The following is a 26,960-nucleotide window of genomic DNA, read 5'->3' as shown; positions in this document are numbered from 1 at the left end:
CGGGGCGACTGCGGCGGTCGTAGCGTCGACACATGAGCCGCTCAGCTGAGGGAACGGTGCGATGAAGCCGCTGTGGTCCGGGACGGTCAGCTTCGGCCTGGTGTCCATCCCGGTGCGCCTCGGGTCGACGGTCAGCAGCCACAAGATCCCGTTCCGGCAGATGCACAAGGCGGACCACGGTCCGGTGCGGTACCGCAAGAAGTGCGAACTGGACGACACGGTCCTGAACCCGGACGAGATCGGCCGCGCCTACGAGACCGCCGACGGCACGCTGGTGGAGATCACGGACGACGAGCTCGCCGCCATGCCGCTGCCCACCGCGAAGACCATCGAGATCAGCGGCTTCCTCGACATGGCCGACGTCCCCATCGCCCAGTACAACAGCCCGTACGTCCTGCAACCCGGCCCCGGCGGGGACAAACCGTACGTCCTGATGCGCCAGGCCCTGGCCCGGTCCGGGAAGGCCGCCGTGGGGAAGGTGGCACTGCACAACAAGGAACACCTCGTGCTGATCTACGCCTACGAGGACGTCCTGATCGCGCACACCCTGCACTGGCCCGACGAGATGAAGTCACCGGCCGAGGCAGCACCCACCGGAAAGGTGGAACTCGCCGACAACGAGATCAAAGCCGCCATCGCCCTGATCGACGCCTTGGGCGAAGCCGACCTGGACGCCTACGAGGACCGGTACACCGCTGCGGTGGCGGACCTGGTGCGGGCCAAGGTCGACGGCGCCGAAGTCACTCCTGCCGGCACCCCCGCGCCCGCGGCCGGGAAGGTCGTGGACCTGATGCAGGCACTGGAAGCCAGCCTCGCCCAGGCCAAGGAGAACCGCGGCGAAGACGCCACGGTCCACGACATCGCCCCCGCGAAGAAGACCGCCAAGAAGGCGCCGGCGAAGAAGACCGCTGCCAGCCACGCCTCCACGTCCGACACCCACAGCCGCACGCGCAGCACACCCAAGGCCGGCGGCGAGGGAAAGAAGTCGACCGCGAAGAAGGCAGCCAAGAGGGCCCCGGCGAAGAAGGCTGTTGCGCGCAAACGCAGTGCCTGATGCCTACGGTCAGTACCCCGTGAGGGTCGACGAGCCCAGCAAGTTTCCGGGGCAGGTCGCCGCGTGAAGGCAGCGGACCATGCCGTCCGCACCCACAGTTGGCTGCCCCAAGGCTCCCCACCTCCTGACGGCCTGCCCCTCCTCAGGCAGGATCAGTGCTGGTGCAGTTCCGGGCGCATCGGCGAAGTCCCACTGTCGCCCACCTCGCCGGCCCCCAACTCCTCGACCGGATCCTCACCCAACTCCCCACCGGATACGCCCTCCTGTTCGGCCGCGACGCGCTCACCCAAGCCCCCCAGGCGGTGTCTTCAAACGGTCTTGAGTGATGGATCATGGTCGGGTGATACGTCGACATGACCTGTCTGATGCGAGTGGGAGTTCGTCCAGCCGCTGCTGCCGGTGTCGCTGCAGGGCAGGAAGCGGATGGACGACCGTACGGTGCTCAACGGCATCGTGTGGAAGTTCCGCACCGGAACAGCGTGGACGACCGCGCGACAATCGCCCAGCTACGGCGTCCCGGTGCAGCCCGCCGGAAAACCGGCGAGCCGCACCGGCAGACCTGGGTCAGTTCCAGGACCACATCTGCCATGCCCCGCCGTTGCAGGGGAACCACATCGCCTGCCTGCTCTGCCCGCCATCCAGGCACTTGGACGCGTCGTGTGCCCAGCGGAAGCGGTAGTAGGTACGTCCGTCGACGGTGCCCGCCTTCTCGACGGTCCACCTCTGCCAGTCGCCGCCGTTGCACGAGAACAGGCCCGAGCTCTGTCCACCGTCGAGGCACTGGCCCGCGTTGTCGCTCAGTTGGTAGGTGCTGTCAGTAGTCGGGGCAATGTCCCGCCAGATCTGCACCGGGGAGCCGTTGCAGCCCCAGGTGCTGACCCAACCGCCGCCCCCGTCAAGACACTCGCTCTTCGCGAGGTTGTACATCTCGCCGTTCCGCCAGGCGGCGCTGGCACTGCCCGCCGTAGCGGCGGTGACGCCGCCGGCAAGTGCGAGCGTGGCGGCGGCCGTGGCAAGGACGCGTCGGGTAGTTCGGAGCTTGAGCATGGTGCTGGTCTCCTCAATCTGACGAATCGTGCGCTGATGGGTCTCTGCAGATGCTTCCGGTCGCACCGGGCAGGCGTGGCAGGCAACTCGGTTGGGCCTCGGCCAGCGGAGCGAACCCAAGGAGCACCTGGAGCGACCGCAAGTAATGGCGTGTCGCCGCTGGTCAGAGGTCGCGTCCCCCGAAAGGAAACGCACCCCCGTTGCCCAGCCGAAAAGTACGAAAGACGAGTCGTGCCTGGCATTGATCAATCCGGCCACCTCCCCTGGTCGCCTCAAGCGCGGAATCCGAAGGCACGCTCCGCACGCATAGCCCGCCTATTGGTCTTCGGTGAGCACCGCTACGGAGACGCTATGGACACGTGTCCGTCGGCCGTCCTGGATTCGTCCTTGATTCGTCCTAGGCGGTGTCTTCAAACAATCTTGAGTAGTGGATCATGGTCGGGTGATACGTCGACATGAACTGTCCGATACCGAGTGGGAGTTCGTCTGTCCGCTGTTGCCGGTGGCGTCGTGGATCGACCATGCCCCTGGCCCCCGCACAACTCGGACGCAGCCCGTGCCGCCGCGCCTGCCCGCCCGGAGGCCATGGCCCGCGAGCCGTGGCTGGCGGTCGGCGACGTCGCTTGGCTCGACCACAGGCGCCGGCCGGTTGCCGGGCATGAGGACCTACCCGCGGAGCGGCTGTGCCGTGACGCGGTAGTGGGAACCGCAACAGCCCGGTGACTTGCATCTGTTCGAGCGACGGACCACCGGAGTTGGAGCCGACGGAGGATCGCGGGATGATCTTCTCCGGTCCGGCCGCGATAAGGTCGGCACAACCCTCGAAAGCAGATGCGAATGGTTGTCTCCCTCGGCGCGGTCGCCGCAGTGGCCGCGATGGAACTGGGCATGGCCCTCATCCCCGGCCCGAACATGATCTACTTGGCCTCACGGTCGATCACCCAGGGCCGCCGCGCCGGGCTGATCTCCTTGGCCGGGGTCGCGGTCGGCTTCCTGGTCTACCTCGCAGTGGCCACCGCCGGCCTGGCCACGATCTTCGCCGTAGTGCCGGCCCTCTACACCGTCCTCAAAGCAGGCGGAGCCGCCTACCTGCTCTACCTTGCCTGGCAGGCAGTCCGGCCCGGTGGCGCCTCGGCGTTCGCACCCAAGGAGCTGGCCGCAGACCGGCCGCGCCGGCTGTTCACGATGGGGCTTGTCACCAACCTCCTCAACCCCAAGATCGCCATCCTGTACGTGTCGCTGCTCCCCCAGTTCATCGACCCGGCGCGAGGGCACGTAGCCGCGCAGAGTTTCCTGCTGGGCCTCGTACAGGTCACGATCGGGATCACCGTCAACTGCACGGTCATGCTGGCGGCCGGCACGATCGCGGGCTTCCTCGGCCGGCGGCCCGCCTGGCTGCGAGTCCAGCGGTACCTGATGGGCACCGTACTGGCGGGGCTGGCCGTACACATCGCTGCCGACCGCTCCAAAGCGCTGGTCCCAGCCTGACCCCACTCAAGGCCGGGCGCGGTCCCCAGGTGAGCGGGTCACCCACGCCGAACAGGTGGTGGAGGCGATCGTGCCGCAGCCTGATGTGGACAGTCGCGGCAGTCGCCTGTGGTTCGCGTTCCCGGCCGCCGCCGCGTTCCCGGCCGCCCACCTCGTCTCGCCGCAGCCGGCCGGCATCCCGATCGGCAGAATCGTGGACCACGACGGACCTCACGCGGTCATGACCGGCGGGTCCGTCCTGGCGGTGTCGTCTGTCCTAGTGATCGCTGCCGCCTCGAGCCTGGGGACTCACCGTCGCCTGCGTCCGGATGGAACCGCATGCCCTGGGGGGAGACGAATTCGCCCTCCCACGGCAGGACGCCCGGCGAGGTCCGCGATTGCCACGTCGACTTGGGCGGAGGCCGAGAGAGCCCGAAGTTCACCCACTGCTGCAGCCCGCCCGGTCGGTCCTGGGTGCGGAATAGTTGTCGCGGGCCGGCCGCCAACTCCCGGAACTCAGGCGGCTGCCCGCCTATTGACGCTGCATACCCACGGTGATTCACTTCCAGCCTGAGAGCGCTCTCCCGCGGCTGAGGGACCAGCCGCGGCCGCCCCATCCACCACGTCCAGGGAGAGCTGTGTCTGTCATTCCCACTCGCCGTACCGTGCTGCGCGGCGCTGCCGTCGCCGCTGCGATACCGCTGGCCGGCGGCATCTCCGCCGGATCGGCATTCGCGTCGTCGTCCGCGTCCGCCTCGTCGTCGCACGAGCCCGGAAACGTTTACGGTCACAGCGCCGCAGCACTCGGCCCGAACGTCCTGGTCTTCGACCCGTCCATGGGCGACGCCGCGATCCAGGCCAAGGTCGACGCCGTGTTCGCCCTCCAGGAGTCCAACCAGTTCGGCAGCGAGCGCTTCGCCTTGGCCTTCCGGCCTGGCACGTACAACGTCGACATCAACGTCGGCTTCTACACCCACGTCCTCGGCCTCGGCGCCGCCCCCGGCGACGTGGTGATCAACGGTCATGTCACGGTCGACGCCCAGTGGTTCGAGGGCAACGGCACGCAGAACTTCTGGCGCGCCGCGGAGAACCTGACCATCGTGCCGCCGGACGGCCTCAACCGCTGGGCTGTCGCCCAGGCGTGCCCGCTGCGCCGGGTCCACATCAAGGGCAACGCCACCCTGTGGCCGAGCCCGCCCGGCAACCGGTGGTCCAGCGGCGGCTACCTGGCCGACAGCGTGGTGGACGGCTATGTCGAGTCCGGCTCGCAGCAGCAGTGGCTGTCCCGCAACGACACCATCGGCAGCTGGACCGGCGCCAACTGGAACATGGTCTTCGTCGGCGTCCAGGGCGCACCCGCACAGTCCTTCCCGACGCCGCCCCACACCACCATCGACCGCACCCCGGTCGTCCGCGAGAAGCCGTTCCTGACCGTGGACCGGCACGGCTCCTACCAGGTCTTCGTGCCCGCGCTGCGACGTAACTCCACCGGCACCACCTGGGCGAGCGGACCGGCCGCGGGCCGCACCATCGCACTGTCCCGCTTCTTCGTGGCCAAGCCCGGCGACTCCGCCGCCGAGATCAACCGCGCGCTGGAACACGGGCAGCACCTGCTGTTCACCCCCGGCATCTACAACCTGTCCTCGACGATCCGCGTCACCCGCCCCGGCACGGTCGTGCTGGGCCTGGGCTACACGACGCTGCGCTCGACACACGGCAATACGCTCATCGAGGTCGCCGACGTCAGCGGCGTCACCGTCGCCGGTGTGCTCGTCGAGGCGGCCTCGGCGCACACCCCGGTGCTGCTGCGGGTCGGCAAGGGGCGCAGCCGGCGCCGCCACGACTCCGACCCCACCGCACTCTTCGACGTCTTCGCCCGGATCGGCGGCGCCATCGCCGGCGGCGCCGGCGTCAGCGTGCAGATCGACAGCAACGACGTCTTCTGCGACCACCTGTGGCTGTGGCGCGCCGACCACGGCCTGGACGACACGGTCGGCTGGGCGGTCAACCCCGCCGACACCGGCTTCCTGGTCAACGGCGACCACGTCACCACGTACGGGCTGTTCGTGGAGCACTACCAGAAGTACGAAGTGCTGTGGAACGGCGACCACGGCCGCACGTACTTCTTCCAGAACGAGCACCCGTACGACGTGCCCACCCAGAGCGCCTGGGTGCACGGCTCCACCAAGGGCTACGCCGCCTACAAGGTCGCCGACCGGGTCAGGGAGCACCACGCCTGGGGTCTGGGCAGCTACTGCTTCTTCAACCTCAACGCGGACATCTACACCGACCGCGCCTATGAGGTCCCCGATTCGCCCGGCGTCGTCTTCACCGACCTGATGACCGTCTGCCTCAACGGCGCGGGCGGTGGCGGCATCGTGCACTGCATCAACAACGCCGGCGACCCCGTCCAGAACGGCTTCGGGACATACAACATGAAGGCGTACGGCAACGGCGAGAGCGTCGTCTGACGCCCTTCATCGCGCCAACGAACGCCGCGGGCGGGCTCCTCGAAGGGGCCCGCCCGCGCTGGCGGCGGGGGGCAGTTCGGGGCTGACGTAGGTCAATCGCTCCCCATGGATCGCGTCGCAGGGCTCTGGTCCAGCCGATCGCCAAAGGGGACCACGATCGCGCCGTCAGCCACAGCCACTCCGTCTTCCGGCCTCAACGGCAACGACGATATCGAGCTGGACGTGCCGGGAGCGGCGACGGATGGGCAGCGCGGCAGCGCCTGAGGACCCCGCCAGCGCGTCGTGCCGATTGGCGGCCACTGCCCTGCCCGCAGAGGCTGCCCGTGCGGCGGGGCGGCCCGGCGGGCTACTTCGCGAGGAACGCTTCGGCCTCGCACTTCTTGGCCCATGTGAACGCGTTGTCGTTCACGCTTGAGTCGTCGAACGCGAGCAATCCGTCGTCCTGGACGGTGGCTTTGACGTTGTGGGAGCGCAGGCAACTCACCCAGCGGTCCGCTTTCTCCCGGAATTCCGGATCCTCTCTGGCGGCCCGCATTTCCAGGAGTTCAGGCTCCTTGCTGCCGCAGGTCTTCTGGGCTTCCGCGTACGCCGCGTCCTGGCGCAACGGCCCTTTCCAGGTGCCGTCCGAATTCTTCAACATCGTGAGCCCTTTCCTGGCCAGGCAGTCCATCCATACCTGGTTCACCCGGTCCGACTCCTCCTCGGATGTGTCGGGCCTGATGAGGGGCCGCTCGGTCTGCGCCGATGGCGATGACGACGCCGAGGGCGCCTTGTTGGGGACGGCTACGCTGGCGACTGCCGTTTCGCGCGCCTCCTCGGTCGATTCCGCCCCGCCTCCGCATGCCCCGAGCAGGCCTATCGAGGTGAGCGCGGCGACGATTGCTCGCAGGCGCGCGGCGCCTGGTGAAGGGGGCGCATCGGCAGTGTGCATGGTGTGATCCTCTCCGGTGTGTTCGATGAATCCATAGGGGTGCGGTGGGGATATGTGGTGCCCGGGCGACTGCCGCGCGGTCCGGCCGCCGGGCGAGGTGTCATGCCGAGGCCAGAGCCGCGGTCGGGGACAGCCGGGAGGCGCGGACGGCCGGATAGACGCCGGCGACGATTCCGACGAGTACCGCGCCGCAGAGCCCGGCGCTCACCGCGGGGAGCGGGATGGCCGGCGGCCAGTCCTCGTATGCCGCGTAGCCGATGGTGCCGAGCACTCCGAAAATGATCCCGGCAAGGCCGCCGAGGCCGGACAGCACGATGGATTCGGTGAGGAACTGGCTGCGGATCTGACCCCGGTTGGCGCCCAGCGCGCGGCGTAGTCCGATCTCGCGGCGGCGTTCCAGGACGGAGATCACCATGGTGTTGGCGACACCGATACCGCCGACCAGCAGCGCGACACCGGCCAGGCCGATGAACAGCCCGGAGAAGGTGGCCTCGGTGGAGCGCTTCGCGGCCAGGGCGTCCGACGGTCTGCTGACCAGTACCTGGCTCGGGGAGAGCGGGTCGATCGTGGCGGGGAGTACCGCGTGCACGTCTTCGATCGCCGCCTCCTGCGCCTGGATGAACAGCTGCGTCGGGCGGCGGTCGAAGCCGAGCGCGGTGTGGGCTGACTCCCAGCCGATCAGGACGGCGCGGTCGATCTCCGGGGCCAGCGGGACGGTCCGCAGGATCCCGATCACGCTGAACCACCGCTCGTTGATCAGTACGAGCGGCGGGCTCTCACCGGGGCGCGGATCGGGGAAGCCCAGCCGGGCCGCCGCGACCGTGCCGAGCACGGCGGTGGGAATCGTCCCGGTGGCCTCGGAGAGGTAGCGGCCGGAGCGGACCCGCGCGTTGACCAGGTCCAGGAGGTTGGACTGGGCTGCGAGCACGGTCAGTCCTGAGGCGTCCAGCGGGCCCTGCCGGTCGGTGCGGCGCACCACGGCATGGGTGTTGGCCACGGCGGTCACGGCCTTCACGGGACCGATGCGTCTGACCATCGCGACCGACTCGGCGGGGAACGCGACCGGCCGGCCGTTCGAGGCTTGGCTGTCAGCGACCGCCTGCAACCTGTCGGTGCCCAGCGCGGTCAGCTCCGCGTCCAGGGCCTTCTGGCTGGAGGCCGGGATGCCGGTGACCACGATCATGGTGGCGATGCCGATGGAGATGCCGAGGGCGGACAGCGCCGCCCGCATCCGCCGGGTGTGGATGCCGATCAGCCCGAGCCGCAGCAGATCGGCGGGCGAGAGCCGGACGGGCCGGTGCAGCGGGGTGGTCGCGGAGCGCTTGCGCGGGCTCGTCGGCAGGTCGCGCATCGAGCCGCGCCGTGGGGTCGGCTTCACGGCGCGACCCCGATGGTGTCCGGGTCAGCGGTGCAGGGGCCGTCGGCGGTGTCGGTGACGATGCGGCCGTCCTGGATCTCCACCCGCCGCGGCAGTCGCGCGGCGATGTCCCGGTCGTGGGTGATGAGCGCGATCGTGGTCCCCTCCTCATTGAGCTGGGTGAGCAGTTCCAGCACGGCGCGCCCGTTAACGGTGTCCAGCGCGCCGGTCGGCTCGTCCGCGAGAACGAGCGTGGGCTCGTGGACGAGGGCCCGCGCGATGGCCACCCGCTGCCGTTCGCCGCCGGAGAGCTGGTGCGGCCGGTGACCGGCGCGGTGGGCCAGTCCGACCCGCTCCAGCGCGGCGAGCGCGAGCGGGCGGCGCCGCTTCCTCGGCACCCCGGCGTAGAGCAGGCCGGTGGCCACGTTCTCGGTGGCGGTCAGCCCCTCGGACAGGTGGAACTGCTGGAAGACGAAGCCGAGCCAGCGTCCCCGCAGTGCGGACAGCTGCCGGTCCGGCAGCGTGGTGACGTCCTGGCCGGCGATCACGACGCTGCCGCGGGTCGGCCGGTCGAGGGTGCCCATGATGTTCAGCAGCGTGGACTTGCCAGAGCCGGACGGGCCGACGATGGCGAGCAGTTCGCCGTCCTGTATCTCCAGGGAGACCCCGGCCAGGGCGCTGACCCCGCCGGGGTACTCGACCGCGGCGTCGCGGACCGACAGTACCGAAGTGCCCAGGGCCGTCACGACGACGTCACCACCTGGGTGCCCTCGGCGATCCCGTCCCCGCTGATCTCGGCCATCCCCTTGGCGATCAGGCCGGTCTTCACCGCGACCGTCCGCCCGTCGGCGGTGCGCAGCCCGTAGCCGCCTTCGCGGAGCGCGAGCAACGCGGCGACCGGAACGGCGAGCACTCCGGGCCGCGTCTCGGAGACGAACTCCACCTGGACCGGCCCCGAGTCGAGCTTCTTCACCTTGCCTGGGTCGGTGAACGAGACCGTGACGGTGACCTTCGCCGGTCCGCCGTTCCCGTTCGCCGACTGCTCGGCATCGGTGCCGATGTCGGTCACCTTGCCGGCGGTCGAGGTGCCGTCGGGGAGTTTCACGGTCACCGGGTCGGCGCGTTTGATGGAGCCCGCCTGGGAGGCGTCCACCGGCACGGTCACGGCCTTGGCCGTCGAGGTCACCTTCAACAGCGGTGCGGCGACCGGGTCGCCCACCTGGGCAGCGGCACTCTCCACACGGACCGCACCGCTGAGCACCGCTACGTCACCGGGCTCGATCACACCGGTGGACGGCACTCCTTGGGCGGTCTGCCAGCACTTGATCGCGGCCACCAGAGCCCGGGTGAGTACGCCGTCCCCGGACTTGACGCGCACCTGCGTGACCGTACCGGGGCTTCCGGTAGGCCCCGTCCCGGTCGTGGCCCCGCCGCGGCCGGTCGCGGACGGCCGGGGGGCCGGGCTTCCGCCACTGGGTGTCCCCTTGCCGGGGGCGGGTGAGGGCTTGGCCGAGGCGGTCCCGTCCGGCGCCGCGTCCGGCCCGCCGCCCGCCGATGCCGTACCGTCCGCCGGAGCGGTCACGGTGACGACCTGTCCTGGCGAGGGCTGGACCCCGATGTCGTACGTCAGGGCCCGCAGGTTCTCGGCGATCACTTTCACATCCCGCCCGACCGTGTTCTGGCCCGCGAGGCGCCGGTAGAGCGGCACGGCGCCGTAGAAGACCGGCACCGCGCGGTCGTCGACCCGATAGAGCACCTGGCCCTGGGCCACTGTGCTCCCACCGGGGGCCAGCCATGTCACGATGCCGCCCCCCGCCCCCTTGACGGTCTGCGGCTTGCCGTAGCCGAGCGTTCCGTCGAGGGACCGGCTGTCGGAGAGATCCATCCGGACGACCTTGACCGTACCCGCCGACGGATCCGCCTTGGACGGTGTGGAATTGCCGCCTTCCCCCCACGGCACACCCACCGCGATTCCGGCCCCCGCCAGCCCCGTCATCAGCACGGCGGCGACGATCCGGACACGGCGGCGCCGGCTCCCTGGCGCACTGGCGCCGATGGTGGTGGGGTCCTCCTCCGTTCCGGTGGCGGGTTCCGCCTCTGAGCGGGTCACTGCGAGAGCCCCGCGGCGATGGGGCCAAGAGGCACTCCTGCCGCGCCGCCGGAACGCCGGCCCTCGTCCGTCGCGCGGGTGCGGCCCCGGACGGGACGCCACACGGGCGGCGCGGCGGCTTGAGCGATGTCGCGGATCATTGAAGACGACTCCCAGAGTGACGCGGACACTGCCACCGGGTGCACGGACGCATCACGCGGTCCCAGGTGGTCGGAGTCGGGCCGGGGCCCGGCTCCGGGTATGGGCTCGACGATGCCGGACCGGATTCAGGGCGCCCGGCGGCTCCGGCCGGACCTGCTCCTGCTGGACGTGATGATGCCGAAGGTCGACGGCCTCGACGTGTGCCGGATCCTGCGCCAGGAGTCCGCCATGCCGGTACTGATACTGACCGCCAGCTCCACCGAGGAGGACCTGCTGATCGGTCTCGACCTCGGTGCCGACGACTACATGACCAAGCCCTACAGCCCACGCGAGTTGATGGCCAGGATCCGGACCCTGCTGCGACGGGTCGAACGCGCCGCGCCCCCGGACGACGGAGTCCTGAAAGTGGGCGCGATCACGGTGAACCCGCTCCGCCACGAAGTGCGGGCGCCCTCCGGAGAACTCGTCACCTGCACCCGTGGCGAGTTCACGATCCTGTCGGCCATGGCAGCCGAGCCCGGCCGGGTGTTCACCCGCAAGCAACTCCTGGAGCGCACCCGGGGCTGGGACGTCTCCTCGACCGATCGCACCGTCGACATGTACATAATGAACCTGCGCAAGAAGCTGGAGCCCGACCCGCGCCGCCCCGTTCACCTGGTGACCGTCTACGGCGTCGGCTACAAGCTGACCGCAGGACCCGACCCCAGCAGGCGATGACGTGGGCCGTTTCGGGGTACCGCTGCACACCAGCCTCTTCGCCCGGCTGCTCTTCGCATCCCTGCTGGTCGCGATCTGCTCGGTGGCCGCGACCACCTGGCTCGCCGTCACCACCACCACACGAGCGATCAACACGGAGCAGGGCCGGTCGTCGAAGGCCGACGCCCGCATCTACGACGCCCTGATCGGCTACTCGGCCACCCACACCGACTGGGGCGGGGTTCAGGGACTGGTCCGCGAGCTGGCAGCGGGAACCGGCAGGGCGATCACCCTCACGACCTCCGCCCGTACCCGCATCGCGAGCTCGGAATCGACGGTCCTCCTTCCGGACAAGCCATCCGCCTCCATCGACCCGCTGCGACTCGATCCGGTCCTGTCCCAGGAGAGCGACGGCCCCATCGACCCGCGCGCGGTCGGCCCCTTTCTCCTGGAACAAAAGGAGCAGGACCAGGAGCGGTTGAGAGTGCGCAAGATCACCGACTGCCTGACCTCCAGGCAGATCGCCGCCAAGGCCGTCCTCCTGCCCAGCAGACGTTTCACGATCCAGCTCACCGGGCCCGAAGCCGACAGCCGGGCGAAGCTGGCGAAGGACTGCGGCATCGACCTGCTCAAGCTGCCGTTCGGATCGGAGGAACTGCCGCTCACCCAGGTCGGCGAACTGGCCTCGGAGTGTCTGCGACAGCAGGCCAGACCACCTGTCGAGGTGTTCCCTGACTTCTCCTGGCGCTTCCGCGGGAACAGCGACAAGGAGAACTCGGACCGCGCCGCACAGGAGTGCGTGAACGACGGCCGCCGACAGCAACTCCGCCCCTACGTCTCGCCCCCCGTTCTGCTGTTCGTCTCCGATCGCGGAAATCCGGGCGGAACCTCCATCGAACTGTCGGCGGCGAACACCCTTCGGATCTCGGGCGCCGCGGGCATCGTCCTCACCGTCGCCTGCGCCGTGACCGTCCTGCTGGGCCTCCGGCTGGTCCGCCCGCTGCGCGCCTTGATCGCGGCGGCCCAGCGCCCGGCCGACGAGGCGGTGCGGGTCCCGGTGCTGACCCAGGACGAGATCGGACGTGTCGCCGTGGCCTTCAACGACCTCGCCGAGCGCAGGGAGACCCTGGAACGGCAACGCAGAGCCATGGTCAGCGACGTAGCACACGAGCTGCGCACCCCGCTGACCAACATCCGCAGCTGGCTGGAGGCGGCCCAGGACGGTCTCACACCGGCCGACCACCATCTGCTCGCCCTTCTGCTGGACGAGGCGATGCTGCTCCACCACATCATCGACGACCTGCGCGACCTCGCCGCGGCCGAAGCCGGAAGCCTCGTACTGCACCGTGAAGGGCTCCAGGTCCGTCAGGTACTGGAGCAGGTGGCAGCGGCCCATCACGGGGCCGCCGGCCCGGCAGGCGTCGCGCTGTTCATCGACGCCGCAGAGCAATTGGAGGTGTACGCCGACCCGGTGCGACTGCGTCAAGTGATCAGCAACCTCGTCTCCAACGCGATCAGGCACACACCGAACGGGGGCCGCGTCGTGCTGCGATCCCGTGTGGAGGGCGACGAACTGCTCATGGAAATCGCCGACTCCGGGAGTGGCATCGACCCGGCAGATCTGCCGCATGTCTTCGACCGGTTCTGGCGTGCGGACAAGTCCCGCACCCGGCAGACCGGCGGCAGCGGCCTGGGCCTGGCCATCACCCGCAAGCTGACCGAGGCGCACGACGGAACAGTGTCGGTGACGAGCGCTCCCGGCCTCGGCTCCGTCTTCACGGTCCGGGTGCCACGGTAGAAGCGGGGTTGTGGGACAGCCCTCAGGAGGTTCGGCGGGGGCTCCTTCGCACCGGATCCGATCGGCTGAGCGCGTTGCCGCGCTGTCGGCATCACGGTCCTGGACCTGGCCGTGGCGCGAGAGCAGACGTGGGATGCCGCAGGCTCAATATGCGGCGCACCTCAATCCGCCCGTCCGGATGGGGTGATCGCGGCCACTACGGCAGCGGCGGCCGGCCGCCGAAGTTCGACCCGCAGAATGACAAGGCTTGCGTAGATCGCGATGATCTCGGTCCGGGCCAAGAAGCAGCTTTCGCATGCAGCCGCATGCTGGTCGAAGTCCTTGAAGGCTCCGTATTTGACGTTGTCGTTCAGCACGGCGACCAGGTGACGGCAGTCCCGGCTGGGGGCCTGCGCGGCATAGGTACGGAGGTACGCCTCGTAGAGGCCACCGAGGGCTCGAGCGGACGGGGGTCCGCTGTGTCGGGGCTCAGTTCCGGTAGGGGTGTAGTGAGTCCGGCTTGTCTCCCGAGGGTGTGCAACAGGATTCTCTGCGACAGTTCGGGCAGGTTATGGAAGGCCTGCATCATGGGCGATTCGACTTCGTCAACCGCCGGCTCGGACACAGATCTCCTCCTGCGTAGGTGGGCTCTCCGGGTGGGCCCGGACTCCGCGGACAGGGCGTCCCCGCTCGGCAAATTGCGCCTTGGGTAGGGCCGGTCCCCAGGTGCCCGCAGAGAATCGACCTGTGAGTTGGGGACCTGCCTTCGTGGGCGGGGCCGGGCCGGGCAGTCCGCTGCCCGACCCGGCCCGGGTCCGAAAACCGGGCCCGAGAACAGCGTCAGCGGGCGCGATATGTGTAGACGGCGGTGGAGGCGGCGCACTCGCCGGGCGGGATCATCTCGACCCGCAGGGTGCGAGTGCGGGCGTCGTAGTCCACGCCTTCGGTCTCGAACCCGGTTCCCGCGCAGGCGGAGCGCTGCGGGAGCGGGAGGATGACGGAGACGTGGCCAGTGACGGGCTTGCCGTCGAGTGCCCGGCCGAGGTCCACCTGGAACAGCGGGCGCTCCACCGGCCACAGCGACAGGGTGCTGTCGTCGGAGGCGCACACCAGGCGCCTCGCCGAGACGAAGTCGCAGCCCTGGATGTCCCGTACGGGGTGGTCCAGGGAGATCCGGCCTGCCTCGGGAAGCTCGCCGCCACCCGCGGGCGCCCGGGTGTTGAAGACCGGTGCGGGAAAGACCAGGAGTCGGTCCTGCTGGTCCCACTCGCCCGAGACCAGCCACTGCGCGTCGGGGGAAACGGCGGCGAAGGAGTTGTTCATCCGCTCGTCGCCTTGGAGCTGATGCGTGTAGACGAGGCGCTTCCCGCCCGGGGTGGTGACGGCGAACATCTTGGCTGTCGTACCGCCATTGCCCTGGTAGGCGTCGAAGATGTGCTGGCGGGCGATCTCCGGGTCGCCGATGTGGGTCCAGCCCTGGTCTCTGAGGTCCTGGGGGATGGAGCCGCCGCCCCGGAAGAGCAGGCTGTGGTTGCTCCAGGACGCCAGGCCCTGCCCACCGGCCTGCGAGTCGACATACGAGACACCGGTCTCGGTCCACCGGTCAGCGGACGGGGAACAGGAGGCGACAGCGGTCGCCGTTCCACTGGCGGTGGCCAGGGCGAGTGCCCCGAGGAGTACGAGGAACTTCTTCATGGTTTTTCAGACCTTCGTCTCAGTAGAGAGGGGGTTGGTGCAGAACCACGTGTCGAGCCAGGGGTTGCCGTGGCCCGGCACGTGCGGAATCGGTCCGTTGGGGTCGGTCGAGGCGCCCCGGCATCCCGCCCGTTGCGCTTGCCGGCGCTGCCGCGCAGCCAGGGATGATGCTGTGCGGGCATGGCGGGTGTCTCTCTCCTCTTCGGGGGAACGGCGGGTGCTGGAGCGACAAGGAGGGTCCAGTCCGTGCGGTGGGTGCCCCGGCGCGACATGACGCGCCGGCAGGGGCGGGAGCCACATGGGGCGGGCTGAAGTCACCGTGGGCGACGCGGGTGTGGATCACCGGCAGTCGAGCGATATCGGTTCGCCGTGGTGCCCGGCAGCGCCATCACACAAGTGCCGCCGAAGAGCGACGCGGCCGCACCCGGAGCGGCTCGCACACGAGCGGGTCAGCACCTGTCACGAGAGCGCTCCGCTTCAGCGCTCAGTGGGCCGCTTCCGATCGGTGCGTGCCATCGGCTAAGACTCGGCCGGGAATTCTCATGCGCTTCATACCTTGCGGTCCGGTCGTCCAGTCGGGGTGGAGCAGCCTGCGCGCGATGGAGACGCCGACTTTCGAGATGCCGCCGAAATCCCTCCGCATGTCCGGCGGTGGCCTCCGACAGCCCCTCCCTTCACGTACACGCAACGGCCGGCCGCCCCACGGGGCGGCTGTCGGCCGGCGTCTGCAGCCTCCCGTAGCTCCGTACCTTCCGGGTGAATCGCCCCTTACTGTCAGGGGCGAGCCAGATGGCCGTCCGACGCCCGCTGGAGCGGCACCTACGGGTTGTCGAGAGAGCGTGCCTGAGGCGCAGCAGCACACCGCTGAGGGTGTCACCGTCCTTCCGGTTGCCGGGGATCATGGCACGAGCAGTGGTTCAACGGGCGGCACCTTCGCTGGCCCAGTCACGGGTCCGCCGGTGCGGAGCGCCTTGTCAGAGCTCCCTGAGAGACTTCCGACCATGACCTCGATTGATCATGAAGTGCGTACGTCGTGGGATCGCATCGATGCCTGGTTCAGGGACCGCCTCCACAAGCCCCCCATAAGACCGGCTGCGGACGAGGGTCAACTCCGCGCAGTCGAGGCAGATCTCGCGATAGCACTCCCCACCGAAGTACACGAGTGGTGGACCCTGGACGGTGTCAGCGCCGACTTCTGGATCCCTGGATCGTATGCTCCGGTGGGCTTGGACCAAGCCCTGGAGACGCGAGAGATCTGGTTGCTGGTCGCAGAACAGGAAGGGGCATCCTTCGACGCGAACGGTGAACCAGAGCCACGGTTCCTGCCGTCGTTCCTGCCGATTGCGATGAGCCCCGGCGGTGACGGACTCATCGTCGATCTGCGGCTCGGCGACTGCCATGGCGCAGTTCTCCTGTGGGACCACGAGACGTGGGTGCCCGGCGTGCCGCTGTGGAGCTCGGTGGGTGCCATGCTCCAAGACACCGCTGCCGCCCTCGAATCAGGGAAGCCGGCCTTGCTCCGGCACGCTGCCCTCGGCGGCACCGAGGAGGCCTGCGTCGCTGTCGTCGGAAACGCCGGCGAACTGGTCTGGGAAGCAGGTGAACACTGACGGCCTGCGCCCCCTGACCAAGGAGCCTTCTGTTTGACGGCTCCGGGCTCCTGCACACCCAGGGCGCGTACTTGGTTGTGATCACTAGGTGGTCCGAGTGAGGTGCACGATCCAGATATGGTGCCCCCGGAGTCAGGCATGAGGGGATCACGTTGGAGCGACGGAAGCTGATAGGGATCGGGGCGGGGCTGGCGGTCCTACCCGCCTGGTGGATCCTGCGTCAGGTGGCGAACGGGGCCAAGGGAGACTGGCACACCGACACCGCACCGCTGGAGCGGGCGTTCCCGTTGCTGGGCACGCTCACCGACGCCAAGTGGGTCAGTAGCCGTGACAACGACCGGGGCATACCATCTCCGGAGCTGGTGATCTCGGGCTTCGCCCGGCTGGTACCGGGGAAGGTTGCCGAGTTGACGGCGGCCCACGCCTTCGTCTCCGAGAGGCCGGCCGATGACTTCTCCTCGTGGTTCGAGAAGCCGCTCCAGGGAGAGGGTCCGGAGAACCCGCAGTGGACCCGGTCGCACGAACTCGACCGTGACGGCAGCGGCTATTCCACCAAGCTGTGGTTCGACCGTCGCAGCGACACCGTCCGATTCTGGGCACTCAACCCGTACGGCTAGGGCCTGCTGGATGTCGTGATCAACTTGTCGGTCCGGATCCGCCGGGAGGACGGATCCAGACGGATGAGTATCTGAGCTGGCGGAGTGTTGCCGGAACGTCATCCATGAGGCGCGTATGGGCGCGTGATGGAACCGGTAGCGTCGATTCGGCCGTCGTGGAGGGGGCGAGACCTGCACCGAAACTCTGCAGGTGCCTCGGAACCGGTTCTCCGGGGCCGCTGCCGAACGGGCTGCGGTGCCGTGTCGGCACGCACAACGCTGCGGAACCTTCCACGGTCCTTCAGCCGCATGGCCGGGCGTTCCACCAGATGCCAGGAGAGCATTGCCACGATCAGGGTGCCACCCAACGCGAGTCCCAGGTAGGCGCCGAATCCCCAGCGTGCGCCACCAAGTGTGGCGAGGGCTTGTTCCACGACGAAGCCGTAGATGTAGATGCCGTACGAGTAGTCGTGCGTGCGGCCTACTTTCTGGAGCGGCCTCGGCAGCCGGATGGCCAGCCACAGCAGTAGATACGCGTAGGCCGGAACCCCGATGGCGAAGAAGTAACCGTAGGAGAGGGTGATGAGAAGCGTCGCGGCGGCAAGTGCAGCGAGCGGGTCGCTGATCGGGACTCGCTCCTTGTACAGCTCGATCAACGAACCGAGGGCGAAGGCGAAGCCCAGGTAGACCACCCAGTCCACGTCGAGTGCGCCCATCAGGGGAACGTCGAAGGGCCCGCCGTGCTTCGCGGCGGGGGCTCCGGACATGTAGCGGTTCCCGATGGCGTCGCTCAGGACGAGCCAGCCCAGGAGCACGGTCACGGCGAGGACGGCGCGCCGGGCACGGGTCAGGGATCCGGTCAGGGCGAGCAGAGCCACCCCGAGATAGCAGAGCACCTCGTACTTGAGCGACCACAGGGCGCCGTCGAAGGCGTTGTTGAAGGCAAGGCCTTGGGCATGGGCTGTTTCCATGACGCCGGAGATGCCCCATTGACTGATACCGATGGCCCAGTTCGCCCGCAGGTAGGCGAGGGGTCCCTGGGGGTGCTGCCAGTAACCGGCGGTGCTCCCGTGCTGGCGCCAGTACAGCAGTGGGGCCACGCCAAGAGCGGTGACCGTGAGGCAGACCCACAGGCCGGGCAGCAGTCGAAGCGCGCGGTGCCACAGAAAGCGCCCGACGGGGAGCCGGTTTCCACTGCGCGTTATCAGGAGGCCGGACAGGACGAAGAAGCCGAACACCGCCAGGGATCCGAGGTCGATCTGGCCGCCGGAGAACGCGTATCCGAACTCGCGGTCCCCGAATCCGAGGATGCGCGCGTGAGAGACCACCACGGCGGAAGCCAGCAGCAGCCGCAGCAGGCCCAGGCTGTTGTTCCGGCGGGAGAAGAGGTCGGAGACGGTGCCCCGCGATCGAACAAGGCGTGACAAAACCGAGTCATGATGGTGCATGGTGCTCCTTGCCGAACGGCACCCAGGGGCCTGTTCGGTGAAAGGGCCGCGCCGTGACGACGGGCGCCGGCTGCGGGTCCTCGCTGGGGAGGATCGAGGGTTACTGGTCGCCACCTACGGGCGGCAGACCTGACGATGCGGCAGTTCGGCCGATGCCCGGGGCTCGAAGGGTCCGCGGACTTCGCCCAGCGGCAACGTCGCGTCGCTTGTAGCGATGCTGATCCCAGGACGGGACCCTTGCGCCCACCCGGGGATCGGGCCATCGTCGCGTCGGCGAAGGCAACAGGCGCGGGGCCTGACCGGGGCCTGCCGGCGGCTCGACCCGGCGGCCAACGGCGCTGCCCGCCGGGTCTGCAGGCGGTGATGCGGGCAGCGCAGGAGGCGTTCTCCGTATGGCGGGTCCGGCGGCGGGGCTCAGCCCTCGCCGATGCCGCTCTGGGAGACGGGGAAGCAGCTGGGCTCGCCCGGGGACAGCATGACCTCCATGGAGTACATCTTCTCCGGGTGCAGGACACCCTTGAGGGAGGGCTGCACCAGCACCAGGGAGTCACCGTGCGGGATGGCGCTGGGCCGGATCACCATCAGGCGTCCGTTCTTCGGGTCCTGCGAGGAGACCGTTTCGAGGTTGGCGTTGTCGGTGCGGACCTTGGCGTGGCAGGACTCCGAGGCCCGCAGGACCACGGCCGGCACACCCAGGCTGCGCAGCGCCGCCTGGAGCCCGGACACCTCTGCGCCCGTCACCTGGATGCTGACGGTCCCGTCCTTGCGCGGAACCACCGTGTAGGCGGCGTTACTCAGGACCGGCGCACCGCTGCCCGGCACGTGGGTGCTGGGGTCCGTTCCTGCTTGCGGTGCGGTGGTCGGGGCCGAGTGCGGGATCAGCGCCACCGCAGTGGCGGCTGCGGCCAGTCCCAGCGCGGTGACCGCGATCCGACGGGTGTGGCGCGGCCGCACCGGCACCGCTGCCGCGGGCGGCAGGGCCGCGGCGCGGGCGGTGAGCTCATCGGCGAGCTGCTGATGGAAGTGCGCGACGAACCCGAGCGGCTCATGAACCAGTGGCGCTATTGAATGCTCCGCTTTCACGGACGACTCCTTGAACGGACGAGCAATGCCTTACATCTCTACTTGGCTTGGCCGTCCAAAGGCGTTACACGTCCCCACCGCAACCAGCACCACCGCACACGTACCGGCACCACCGCCGCGGCCACCCCGATGCGTGCCCACGACCCGCCGCGACCGCATCCTGGCCCACGTGCGTGCTGTCGGTCTCGGCGCCCTGGGCTTCCTCGGCCTGGACCTAGTCGCCGTTGCCGCTGGTTCGGCTCAGGCGTCGCCGGTTCTTCTCGGCGCGGCGCAGCAGCCGGCCCGCAGTGAGTGTCACGGTCGCCGCCGCGCGGACCCAGCGCGGACCGCCGCGCTCCGCCCACACCACACATGCACACCCGCCGATGGCGAGCGTGAGAACCCCGAGCAGTACCAGTCCGATCATGTTTCCCCGCCCTGCACTCGTTCGTACGGTCCTGGTGATCCTCTCAGGCCGGGAAGGGGGGCGGGGACCGGTGTGCCAGCCCCCTGCCGCCCCCAGTCTCGCCGCAGCGGCCCACCGGCCGACGCCCCTCCCACGGCCGGCGCAGCCCCACCATGACCCGACCGCCAGCCCTCACCCCGCCCCGCCCCGCCGACACCAGGGACAGAGAAGTGGGGGCACGGCCGAGGGGAAGCCAGCCCCCAGTGCCGAGACCATACCCACCTACCAGGAGCTATGCGCGAGCCGGCTTGTTGAGTGCAGCGCTCTCCAACTGGTGGCCGAGCCCGGACAAGGAGGCCCTCAATGTCTGGCCCAACCCCTGGAGTTCATGCGGGGGCACTGGCCGAATCACGGCCGATGCGCGGGGCGGATGCACTGCAGATCGCGTTGGTGTATGTCTCCCAACACATCGGTGACCTGTATGCGGATATCGAGTACAGCAAGCCGCTCGACGGCCTTGGGCCCCAGCGCAAGCAGTTCCATGCCTTCTCGCGTTCTGCTCACCATGGGGATAGCCGCACCGGTTCCGAGGTGCAGCAGGAAGATGTCGCGGTCCCAGTCCAGATCCAATGCCATGAAGGAAGAAATCGCAGCATGCCAGGACATCCAGTCCGAGGGGATGTCAGCGGCCCCGGCGTGATCCGGTGCCGCACGTATCCGGTACTTCACGCGATGCACGACAGACCGTCCGCCGCCCGCGTTGACCAACATGACCGTTCGCAGCGAATCCGTCACCTCACGGCTACCGCCGACGGAGGCCGACCAACTCAGAGCCGGCTGCAGAGTCAGCGACAACTGAGTGCGGGTCACGATGATCCCGGTCAGCAGGACGACGATGGCCGCGCAGGTCGACGTGTCCAGCACAGTGAAACGCCAAGGCCACTCGCTACGGTCCTGTCCAGCCGCATTGGTCTTGACGATCTCCCAGCCAAGATCGGCCACCACCAGGGCCAGGAACGCCCTGGGCAGGAGCAACGTCCTGCCGCCCGTTGAGATCCTGCGTTGATCCCACGCCGCCTCCACCACACGCCCCCCAGTCCACACGTCTGCCTGGATACTCACCATGCAACGCACCGCATCCCCTGGGCAATGTGCCACCTGCAGAAGCCTGCAGGACCGATTCCGGCACGTCCGCGATCCACGCGATGCATACGTGTACGTCGTTCGCCCCTGAACGGTGGTGCACGACTGGTAAACCTCGCGGCCGCAGGGCAGCGGGTTTACCCTCCCTGGCAGCTGCCCCACCGGGCGCAGACCCTGATGGGGTTCGGCTGGCCGATGACCGGCCGGATGATGGCCGCGGGCCTGCGCCCGACCCTGTCCATCGACGACGTCCCCTCGGTGGGCGGCGACATGTTCGCCACGATGCGCACCGCCTTCGTCGTCCAGCGGGGCCTGGACGGCAGCCTCGACTCCCGTGACCTACTGGAGTTCGCCACCCTCGACGGAGCCCAGGCCCTCGGACTCGGCATCCGCACGGGAAGCCTCGCCCCGGGCAAGGACGCCGACGTGATCCTGCTGCGTACCGACGACCTGACCGTACTGCCGGTCACCGATCCCGCCGGGACGGCCGTCGCCTCCGGGCATCCCGGCCTGGTCGACACGGTTCTCGTCGCCGGGAAGGTGGTCAAGCGCGCCGGGGCACTGGTCGGCGTCGACCTGCCCGAGCTCAAGGCGCGGCTGGCGGCCTCCCGTGACCGGGTCACGGCGGCGGCCGGTGTGCCGCTGGACAGTACCTGGAGTCCGCAGCCCAGAGCCTGAGCGCACCTGTACCAGCAGGACGGGGATAGGGATGCCGTCAGCCGTAGAGCCGCCGAAAGACCTTCCACGGGCGCAGGGCCACGCGCCTCCCGACCGGCCCGGTCAGGAGGCAGCCTCTTCTGCGATGTCGTGCAGGGGGGCGCGGCGCCAGCGAAGTCCGGTGCCGTCCGCTTCCGTGAGCACCAGCAGGTGTGCGCCGGGAAGGAACGCTGTGGCGGCAATGGCCTTCAACAGGGCGGCGACCAGGGCGGTGCCCTCTTCTTCACTGACGGCCGGGGCAGCCGAGCCGATGCCCCGTATCTGATGGCGTACTTCGTCACGGTGGTCGGTAAGGGTGAACGTGAGGAACTGGGGCGCACTGCGCTCCCAGCTGACCTCCACGATCGTGTCGGCTCGCACCAACCGGTTTCCAAAGGCCACGCTCTGCGCCCGTACCCACACGTCTTGAGTTCCCACCAGTCTTCGCCCCCGATAGCTCTGGCTGCATCCAGGGTTTGATTCTGCTTTCTTGCGGCCGGTCAGGGGCGGACTTGGGAAAACGTTGGGCAGGATCCAGCCCGGTCCGGCCGACCAATCCCGTCGCAAGTGGACTACGCGCGGGCTTCGTTGGAACTCATGGTGAATCCCCGGCAGCGGCACATCACCGGTGGGCGCGACCGGGGATGTCGTGGTGTCCGCGGACCGTACCGCGCCCCCCGGGCGGGCATCTCGCCGCTCGAAGGGGCTTCCCTGGTGGTCACGGGCTCCCCACGGCGCTGATCGCACTGCGGGACCGCGTGCATCTCGCGGGCGGGAAGCGGGTCCCGTTGCGGGGCGCATCACCGTCGGGCTGTCTGCGTCGGCCGTAGCCGCGATCACCGCGTCGAGCGCGTACGGTGCCCGCCTCACGCACGTGCGCCACCTTCGACGTGCCGGGGATGAGCAGAATGTTCGGGGAACGCTGCAAGAGCCAGGCCAGCGCGACCGATATCGACGTCGCTCCCAAGCAGCCGAGGTGCTCGCCAACCGTGAAACCCACGAGACGCACACCACCTGACCACTCACACTGCTTCGGTCGTCGCTCGTCGCTCGTTGCCCGGGTCGCCCGTGGCCTGGCCGTGATTGTCAGAGCCCACCGGTACGGTCGGCGCATGAGAGCCACTGCAGCGTTCACTGTCAAAGCGTTCGTCCCGACTGAGCTGAAGCCCGAGCCGGCCGTGTCCACCGGGCTGCCGGTCAGTGTCGCGACGATGGAGAAGCACTTCGAGGGCGAGGCCGCAGGTCGCTCGGCGACCCTGTTCACTGCCGCGTTCGACCAAGCGACCGGCGTCGGAACGTATGTGGCCATGGAGTCGTTCGAAGGCTCCCTGCACGGACAGGAAGGTTCCTTCAACTTCGTACATTCGGCGACGACGTCCGGCAGCGACCGCACCGCGGAGTTCTTCACCATCGTGCCCTCCAGCGGAACCGGCGAGCTGACCGGGATCTCCGGTGCCGGAGGGATGGCCGTCGACACCGACGGCACGCATCGCATCTGGTTCGACTACCAGCTCGACTGAACGGCGGGCTCTGGACCGGGGTTGTTCCGAGCTGACCCCAGCGGCGCCGGCCAGGGGCTGCGCCCCTTCCGTGACCCCGACACGACCGAGGACGAGGAGGAGAACGAGTCCCTGGGCTGATCGGTCAACCGTCGGGGCCGGCTTGTCAGCTGTTCCCCGTGGGGCTGGGTCCGGAACCGCGGGCAAGTGGCGCCAGCATCAGCGCCGAGTCCGCATGGAGCGTGATGCGCACCGGAGTGAAGGTGGTGGCGTCCACCGGCGACTCCCCGGTGCCGGGATTGCGGGCGTAGCGCGGATGGGCGCCTCCGCTGATCTGCCAGCGTATGCGGTGACCGGCAGCGAAGCGGTGGGCGGTGTGACTCATCGGCACAGTGATCTGCGACGGCTCCTGCCCGTCCGTCCTCAGTCGGCCCAGCCCGTCGCAGATGTTGACGGAGCGGCCTTGTGCGTCCACGTCGCACAGGCGGGTGAAGATGTCGGCGTGGCCGGTGTCCGTGGAGATGCTCAGCCGTGCGGCGACCGGGCCGAGGATGTCCAGGGGCTCGGTCAGCGGGGGGCCGGTGAAGGTCAGTACGTCGTCCCGGACCTCCAGGGTGCCGTTGTCGCGAGGACCGGCCGTACGGGAGAGCAGCGGGCCGCCGAGAGAGGGGGTGGGGTCGCTCGGGTCGTAGCGGAACGACATCAGGGGTGCGGAATCCGGGGGAGCCTGCTGGGTGAGGTGCTTCTGCGCGGTGGGAAACCACGGGCTGCCGAGCGTGGCCGGCGGCCAGTCCTCGATGTCCCGCCAATCGTCTTGGCCGCCGACGTGCACGCGCACTCTTGTGGGACGGAGGCCTGAGGGATCGCCGTACAGGTGTGCGCGCAGCCAGGCGAGGCTCTCGGCGAACACCTCGGGCCACCCCTGCTGCAGCGCGGACGTGTGGGTCCAGGGGCCGACGAGCAGGGCGGTTTCGCAGCCGGCCTCACGTAGTCGGCGGTACTGCTCGAAGGTCTGGTCGCCCAGCACATCGTGCCATCCGGTGATCAGACTGGTCGGCACCTTCAGCCGCTGCGCCACCGCTGCCAACGACGCACCGCTCCAGTACGCGTCCTCGGCATCCGGGTGCGACATCACGTCGTCCAGCCAGGGCACATCGCCCCCGAGGGCGGGCACGTGCGCGCCGCGCAGCGGCTGCGCGGTGGTGACATCACGCAGGCGCCGCTGCAGACGCAGAGTCGCCTTCACGAAGCGTGCCATCCCCTGGTGCTGGTACGTCATGCCGACGCCGACGGCGAGGGCGTTCTCCAGGCGGAGCGCACCATCTGCGTGGAACAGGGCGTGAGGATCGTGCAGCCCCACCTGCACCACCATCGCCTTCAGCTCCGGTGGCGGTTCCACGGCCAGGGCCCACTGCACGTATCCCAGGTAGCTGGGGCCGATGGTCCCCAGTGTTCCGTTGAACCAGGGCCGCTCGCGCAGCCAGGACACTGTGGCCTGGCCGTCGGCGGCCTCGTTGCGCCACAGATCGAACTGGCCGCCGGAACCGCCGGTGCCGCGACAGCTCTGCAGCACCACGTGGAAGCCCTGTTCGGCGAAGAGCACGCCGTACATGGGAGACCACGGCAGGCCCCTGCCGTACGGCGAGCGCACCAAGAGGGTGGGGAAGTCGCCCTCGGCGCGTGGGAAGTAGTGGTCCGTGATCAACGGGCTGCCGTCGGCGGCCGGCACCAGCAGCCCCGGCTCCCACCCGACATCGTGCCGCTTGGCCGGGAGGCCGCGCCAGGTCGCCCTCATGATCCGTGAAGCCAGTGGCGGCTTACCGGAAGGCGGTGCCCAGGTCGGCCTCGTCGCAGAACCGTGCGTGCGTGCTGCCATCGTTCCCCTCCTCGTTATCCGTACGATGTACGAGAATAGCCCATGCTTGGATGAGGCCCGCAAGGGCCGCCTCGATCGAGGAAGGGAGCGCGGAGCATGCCCCGTACAGAAGAGGCCGGCACCCCAGGCGTCGACCCTGAACAGCTCTGGCTGGGCTCCACCAAGCCCCGCAGGGGCCGCAAGCCCACCTACAGCCGAGAGGCGATCACGGCGGCGGCCGTCGCCCTGGCGGACGCGGAGGGGCTCGAAGCGGTCACCATCCGGAAAGTCGCCGCAGCGGTCGGAGCCGGCGCCATGTCGCTGTACAGCTACGCCCCCGACAAGGAGACGCTGCTGGAACTGATGGTCGACCACGTCAGCGGCGAACTACCCACCGCGAACACGCCCACCGGCGACTGGCGTGCCGAGTTGAAGGCCATCGCCCACCTCCAGCGCGCCCACATGCTGCGACACCCCTGGCTGCCCGCAGCTCTGGCGGGCCGCCGCATCCCCGGCCCCAACACCCTGGCCTTCCTGGAACGCGCACTTGCCACCCTGCGGCCCACCGGGCTGGACGGTGCGGCGAAGCTGGAGGTCTTCGCCCAGCTCACAGCATTCGTGGCCGGGCACGTCGCCCATGAGATCGCGGGGGCCGCAGCCTTGCAGTCCCCCGACCGAATCGCAGCCGAAGTCCGCTACCTCACCGCTGTCGCAGCGGACGGCCGTCACCCGGAACTCGCCGAAGCCCTCGCCGCCCCCGGACGCCCCCTCACACCCGAAGCCACCTTCACCCGGTTCCTCAACCGCCTGATCGACGGCCTGGACACCGACTGATCCCGTTCCGCCGCACCACGCCCGTTCTCCACCGCTGCGCCCGTCCGGCGGCGGGAGCGGTGATGGACCTGCCGGCGGACGGGGCCTGACAGCCGCAGGTCCGCCTGTGTGGCGTCACCCCATGAGCGACGAGACCACGGCCAGGGCAGGTAGCGAGTTCTACACGTTCGACGGCCGGATCCTGGAGGTCTTCGGCGGCTATCCGAAGCAGTTCCACATCCGGGGTTTCCCGCAACTGTGGTTGAGGACGGCCAGGGTCCTGTCAGGGGTGAGAGTTCCTCCACAGATGCCGCTCGTCCAGGGTCCCGAACCGTACGTCCCCGTACTCCAGGATCGTTCGGCCGCGCGGTTCGGTTCCTCCGTCTCAACTCAGTTGCTCGGCCAGTCCGACGATGATGCCCTCCGGGCCCCGGAGGTAGCAGAGCAGATAGCTGTCCTCGAACCGGGCGATCTCGCCGACGAGTTCGGCGCCGTGAGGGCGCAGGCGGGCAACGGTGTCCTCGATGTCGTCGACGGCGAACATGACGCGGTGCGTGCCCAGAATGTTGTGCGGCCGGTTACGCGGCCCGGCGCTGATCGCTGCGGGGCTGCGGTACTTCGCCAGCTCGAGCCGGCTGTGCCCGTCCGGGGTCCGGACCATCGCGATGTCACAGCGGACGCCGTCGAGTCCGGTGCACTGGTCGGCGAAGAGGCCCTCGACCTGCGCCCTGCCCTCCAGCTCCAAGCCGAGTTCCACGAAGAACGCGATGGCGGCATCCATGTCCTCGACGACGATGCCGACGTTGTCCATCCGCTGAATCGCCATGCTGGCTTCTCCTTCTTCCTCGTGCGGCCGGAGGTGGCCGCTGATGCCCCTGGGACGGAGCCGGTGACACGTTCTCGACATCCGCAGACCGCCGAACTCCGAGAAATCTGGATCGCGCCTCAGCACCGCGACAGCAGACCCTCGAGCCAGCCGCCACCACCAAGGGTGCGTACGGCGCAGGTGGCCGCTCCCATGAAGACGATCAGTCGCAGCCTGCCGTCCCCGCTCGTCCATGCTTCCCCGACGATTCGCAGCGTGCG

Annotated in this window: 24 protein-coding genes and 2 pseudogenes; 11 read left to right on the top strand and 15 right to left on the bottom strand. The window is 69.1% G+C overall.

The genetic code is table 11. The features are described 5' to 3' along the window. Nucleotides 1-61 precede the first annotated feature (61 nt). The gene (gene ku / locus O3W51_RS19775; RefSeq protein ID WP_138351883.1) at nucleotides 62-1,054 is read left to right on the top strand and encodes a non-homologous end joining protein Ku; all 993 of its coding nucleotides are present in this window, start codon (nucleotides 62-64) and stop codon (nucleotides 1,052-1,054) included. 381 nt (nucleotides 1,055-1,435) lie between these two features. Next, nucleotides 1,436-1,531: pseudogene (locus tag O3W51_RS48880) on the top strand (IS5-like element ISRhru5 family transposase); the annotation flags it as partial. An 87-nt stretch (nucleotides 1,532-1,618) separates the two neighbouring features. Here the strand turns inward: O3W51_RS48880 and O3W51_RS19770 are convergent. Next, entirely contained in the window at nucleotides 1,619-2,101 is a 483-nt protein-coding gene (locus O3W51_RS19770; RefSeq protein ID WP_164297728.1) for an RICIN domain-containing protein, read from the bottom strand. 831 nt (nucleotides 2,102-2,932) lie between these two features. Between O3W51_RS19770 and O3W51_RS19765 the strand changes: the two genes are divergently transcribed. Both O3W51_RS19765 and O3W51_RS19760 read left to right on the top strand, forming a co-directional pair. Then, the gene (locus O3W51_RS19765) at nucleotides 2,933-3,589 is read left to right on the top strand and encodes a LysE family translocator (RefSeq protein ID WP_269287086.1); all 657 of its coding nucleotides are present in this window, start codon (nucleotides 2,933-2,935) and stop codon (nucleotides 3,587-3,589) included. A 617-nt stretch (nucleotides 3,590-4,206) separates the two neighbouring features. Next, nucleotides 4,207-6,039: an adenylyl cyclase gene (locus O3W51_RS19760; protein WP_269287085.1), complete on the top strand. Its 1,833-nt coding sequence runs from the start codon at nucleotides 4,207-4,209 to the stop codon at nucleotides 6,037-6,039. A gap of 346 nt (nucleotides 6,040-6,385) precedes the next feature. Here O3W51_RS19760 and O3W51_RS19755 read toward each other — a convergent pair whose 3' ends face one another. The 4 genes from O3W51_RS19755 to O3W51_RS19740 all read right to left on the bottom strand — a co-directional run bounded on the left by O3W51_RS19755 (nucleotide 6,386) and on the right by O3W51_RS19740 (nucleotide 10,437). Further along, nucleotides 6,386-6,970 (bottom strand): hypothetical protein, encoded by a 585-nt coding sequence (locus O3W51_RS19755; protein WP_138351885.1) that lies wholly within the window; start codon nucleotides 6,968-6,970, stop codon nucleotides 6,386-6,388. A 100-nt stretch (nucleotides 6,971-7,070) separates the two neighbouring features. Next, nucleotides 7,071-8,321 carry an ABC transporter permease gene (locus tag O3W51_RS19750; RefSeq protein WP_138352070.1) on the bottom strand — a complete coding sequence of 417 codons (1,251 nt, stop codon included), beginning with the start codon at nucleotides 8,319-8,321 and terminating at the stop codon, nucleotides 7,071-7,073. A gap of 23 nt (nucleotides 8,322-8,344) precedes the next feature. Beyond that, a complete protein-coding gene (locus O3W51_RS19745; protein ID WP_138352069.1) occupies nucleotides 8,345-9,064 on the bottom strand; it encodes an ABC transporter ATP-binding protein in 720 nt (239 codons plus the stop codon). A 5-nt stretch (nucleotides 9,065-9,069) separates the two neighbouring features. Beyond that, nucleotides 9,070-10,437, bottom strand: coding sequence for an HlyD family secretion protein (locus O3W51_RS19740; protein WP_244809724.1), 1,368 nt, complete (start codon nucleotides 10,435-10,437; stop codon nucleotides 9,070-9,072). Nucleotides 10,438-10,689: 252 nt separating this feature from the next. On the opposite strand from O3W51_RS19740, the gene O3W51_RS19735 reads away from it, so the two are divergent. Both O3W51_RS19735 and O3W51_RS19730 read left to right on the top strand, forming a co-directional pair. Then, on the top strand, nucleotides 10,690-11,295 hold the full coding sequence (locus O3W51_RS19735) for a response regulator transcription factor (protein ID WP_232486247.1): 606 nt from the start codon (nucleotides 10,690-10,692) through the stop codon (nucleotides 11,293-11,295). A gap of 1 nt (nucleotide 11,296) precedes the next feature. Next, on the top strand, nucleotides 11,297-13,072 hold the full coding sequence (locus O3W51_RS19730) for a sensor histidine kinase (protein ID WP_138351887.1): 1,776 nt from the start codon (nucleotides 11,297-11,299) through the stop codon (nucleotides 13,070-13,072). A 161-nt stretch (nucleotides 13,073-13,233) separates the two neighbouring features. Here the strand turns inward: O3W51_RS19730 and O3W51_RS19725 are convergent, their stop codons facing one another. Both O3W51_RS19725 and O3W51_RS19720 read right to left on the bottom strand, forming a co-directional pair. Beyond that, nucleotides 13,234-13,428, bottom strand: coding sequence for a hypothetical protein (locus O3W51_RS19725; RefSeq protein WP_198359467.1), 195 nt, complete (start codon nucleotides 13,426-13,428; stop codon nucleotides 13,234-13,236). Nucleotides 13,429-13,891: 463 nt separating this feature from the next. Beyond that, entirely contained in the window at nucleotides 13,892-14,746 is an 855-nt protein-coding gene (locus tag O3W51_RS19720; protein ID WP_138351889.1) for a hypothetical protein, read from the bottom strand. Between the two features lie 1,001 nt (nucleotides 14,747-15,747). Between O3W51_RS19720 and O3W51_RS19715 the strand changes: the two genes are divergently transcribed. After that, complete coding sequence (locus O3W51_RS19715; RefSeq protein ID WP_187145195.1) at nucleotides 15,748-16,356, top strand: SMI1/KNR4 family protein; 609 nt, start codon at nucleotides 15,748-15,750, stop codon at nucleotides 16,354-16,356. 152 nt (nucleotides 16,357-16,508) lie between these two features. Further along, nucleotides 16,509-16,973 carry a hypothetical protein gene (locus tag O3W51_RS19710; protein ID WP_232486248.1) on the top strand — a complete coding sequence of 155 codons (465 nt, stop codon included), beginning with the start codon at nucleotides 16,509-16,511 and terminating at the stop codon, nucleotides 16,971-16,973. A 98-nt stretch (nucleotides 16,974-17,071) separates the two neighbouring features. On the opposite strand, the gene O3W51_RS19705 is transcribed toward O3W51_RS19710, so the two are convergent. The 4 genes from O3W51_RS19705 to O3W51_RS19690 all read right to left on the bottom strand — a co-directional run bounded on the left by O3W51_RS19705 (nucleotide 17,072) and on the right by O3W51_RS19690 (nucleotide 20,993). Further along, entirely contained in the window at nucleotides 17,072-18,400 is a 1,329-nt protein-coding gene (locus tag O3W51_RS19705) for an acyltransferase family protein (protein WP_138351891.1), read from the bottom strand. Between the two features lie 414 nt (nucleotides 18,401-18,814). Next, on the bottom strand, nucleotides 18,815-19,483 hold the full coding sequence (locus tag O3W51_RS19700) for a hypothetical protein (protein ID WP_138351892.1): 669 nt from the start codon (nucleotides 19,481-19,483) through the stop codon (nucleotides 18,815-18,817). Between the two features lie 214 nt (nucleotides 19,484-19,697). Then, nucleotides 19,698-19,889 carry a hypothetical protein gene (locus O3W51_RS19695; RefSeq protein WP_138351893.1) on the bottom strand — a complete coding sequence of 64 codons (192 nt, stop codon included), beginning with the start codon at nucleotides 19,887-19,889 and terminating at the stop codon, nucleotides 19,698-19,700. 387 nt (nucleotides 19,890-20,276) lie between these two features. Further along, a complete protein-coding gene (locus tag O3W51_RS19690; RefSeq protein WP_138351894.1) occupies nucleotides 20,277-20,993 on the bottom strand; it encodes a hypothetical protein in 717 nt (238 codons plus the stop codon). A gap of 24 nt (nucleotides 20,994-21,017) precedes the next feature. Between O3W51_RS19690 and O3W51_RS19685 the strand changes: the two genes are divergently transcribed. Next, nucleotides 21,018-21,689, top strand: a complete 672-nt coding sequence (locus tag O3W51_RS19685; protein WP_138351895.1) for an amidohydrolase family protein — start codon at nucleotides 21,018-21,020, stop codon at nucleotides 21,687-21,689. Nucleotides 21,690-21,791: 102 nt separating this feature from the next. On the opposite strand, the gene O3W51_RS19680 is transcribed toward O3W51_RS19685, so the two are convergent. Further along, nucleotides 21,792-22,088 (bottom strand): hypothetical protein, encoded by a 297-nt coding sequence (locus tag O3W51_RS19680; protein WP_138351896.1) that lies wholly within the window; start codon nucleotides 22,086-22,088, stop codon nucleotides 21,792-21,794. Nucleotides 22,089-22,572: 484 nt separating this feature from the next. Beyond that, nucleotides 22,573-22,674, bottom strand: a pseudogene (locus tag O3W51_RS19675) (oxidoreductase); the annotation flags it as partial. A 145-nt stretch (nucleotides 22,675-22,819) separates the two neighbouring features. Between O3W51_RS19675 and O3W51_RS19670 the strand changes: the two are divergent. Continuing rightward, nucleotides 22,820-23,227 carry a DUF3224 domain-containing protein gene (locus tag O3W51_RS19670; protein ID WP_269287084.1) on the top strand — a complete coding sequence of 136 codons (408 nt, stop codon included), beginning with the start codon at nucleotides 22,820-22,822 and terminating at the stop codon, nucleotides 23,225-23,227. 145 nt (nucleotides 23,228-23,372) lie between these two features. Here O3W51_RS19670 and O3W51_RS19665 read toward each other — a convergent pair whose 3' ends face one another. Then, nucleotides 23,373-25,001, bottom strand: coding sequence for a CocE/NonD family hydrolase (locus O3W51_RS19665; protein WP_269287083.1), 1,629 nt, complete (start codon nucleotides 24,999-25,001; stop codon nucleotides 23,373-23,375). Nucleotides 25,002-25,178: 177 nt separating this feature from the next. On the opposite strand from O3W51_RS19665, the gene O3W51_RS19660 reads away from it, so the two are divergent. Further along, entirely contained in the window at nucleotides 25,179-25,895 is a 717-nt protein-coding gene (locus O3W51_RS19660) for a TetR/AcrR family transcriptional regulator C-terminal domain-containing protein (RefSeq protein ID WP_138351899.1), read from the top strand. Between the two features lie 364 nt (nucleotides 25,896-26,259). Here the strand turns inward: O3W51_RS19660 and O3W51_RS19655 are convergent, their stop codons facing one another. After that, on the bottom strand, nucleotides 26,260-26,700 hold the full coding sequence (locus O3W51_RS19655) for a VOC family protein (RefSeq protein WP_138351900.1): 441 nt from the start codon (nucleotides 26,698-26,700) through the stop codon (nucleotides 26,260-26,262). Between the last annotated feature and the right edge of the window lie 260 nt (nucleotides 26,701-26,960).

The sequence above is a fragment of the Streptomyces sp. H39-C1 genome (genome assembly GCF_027158125.1).
Classification (GTDB): domain Bacteria; phylum Actinomycetota; class Actinomycetes; order Streptomycetales; family Streptomycetaceae; genus Actinacidiphila; species Actinacidiphila fildesensis.
Note: the sequence above shows the minus strand (reverse complement) of the source record. Positions and strands in the feature narration are given on the sequence as shown.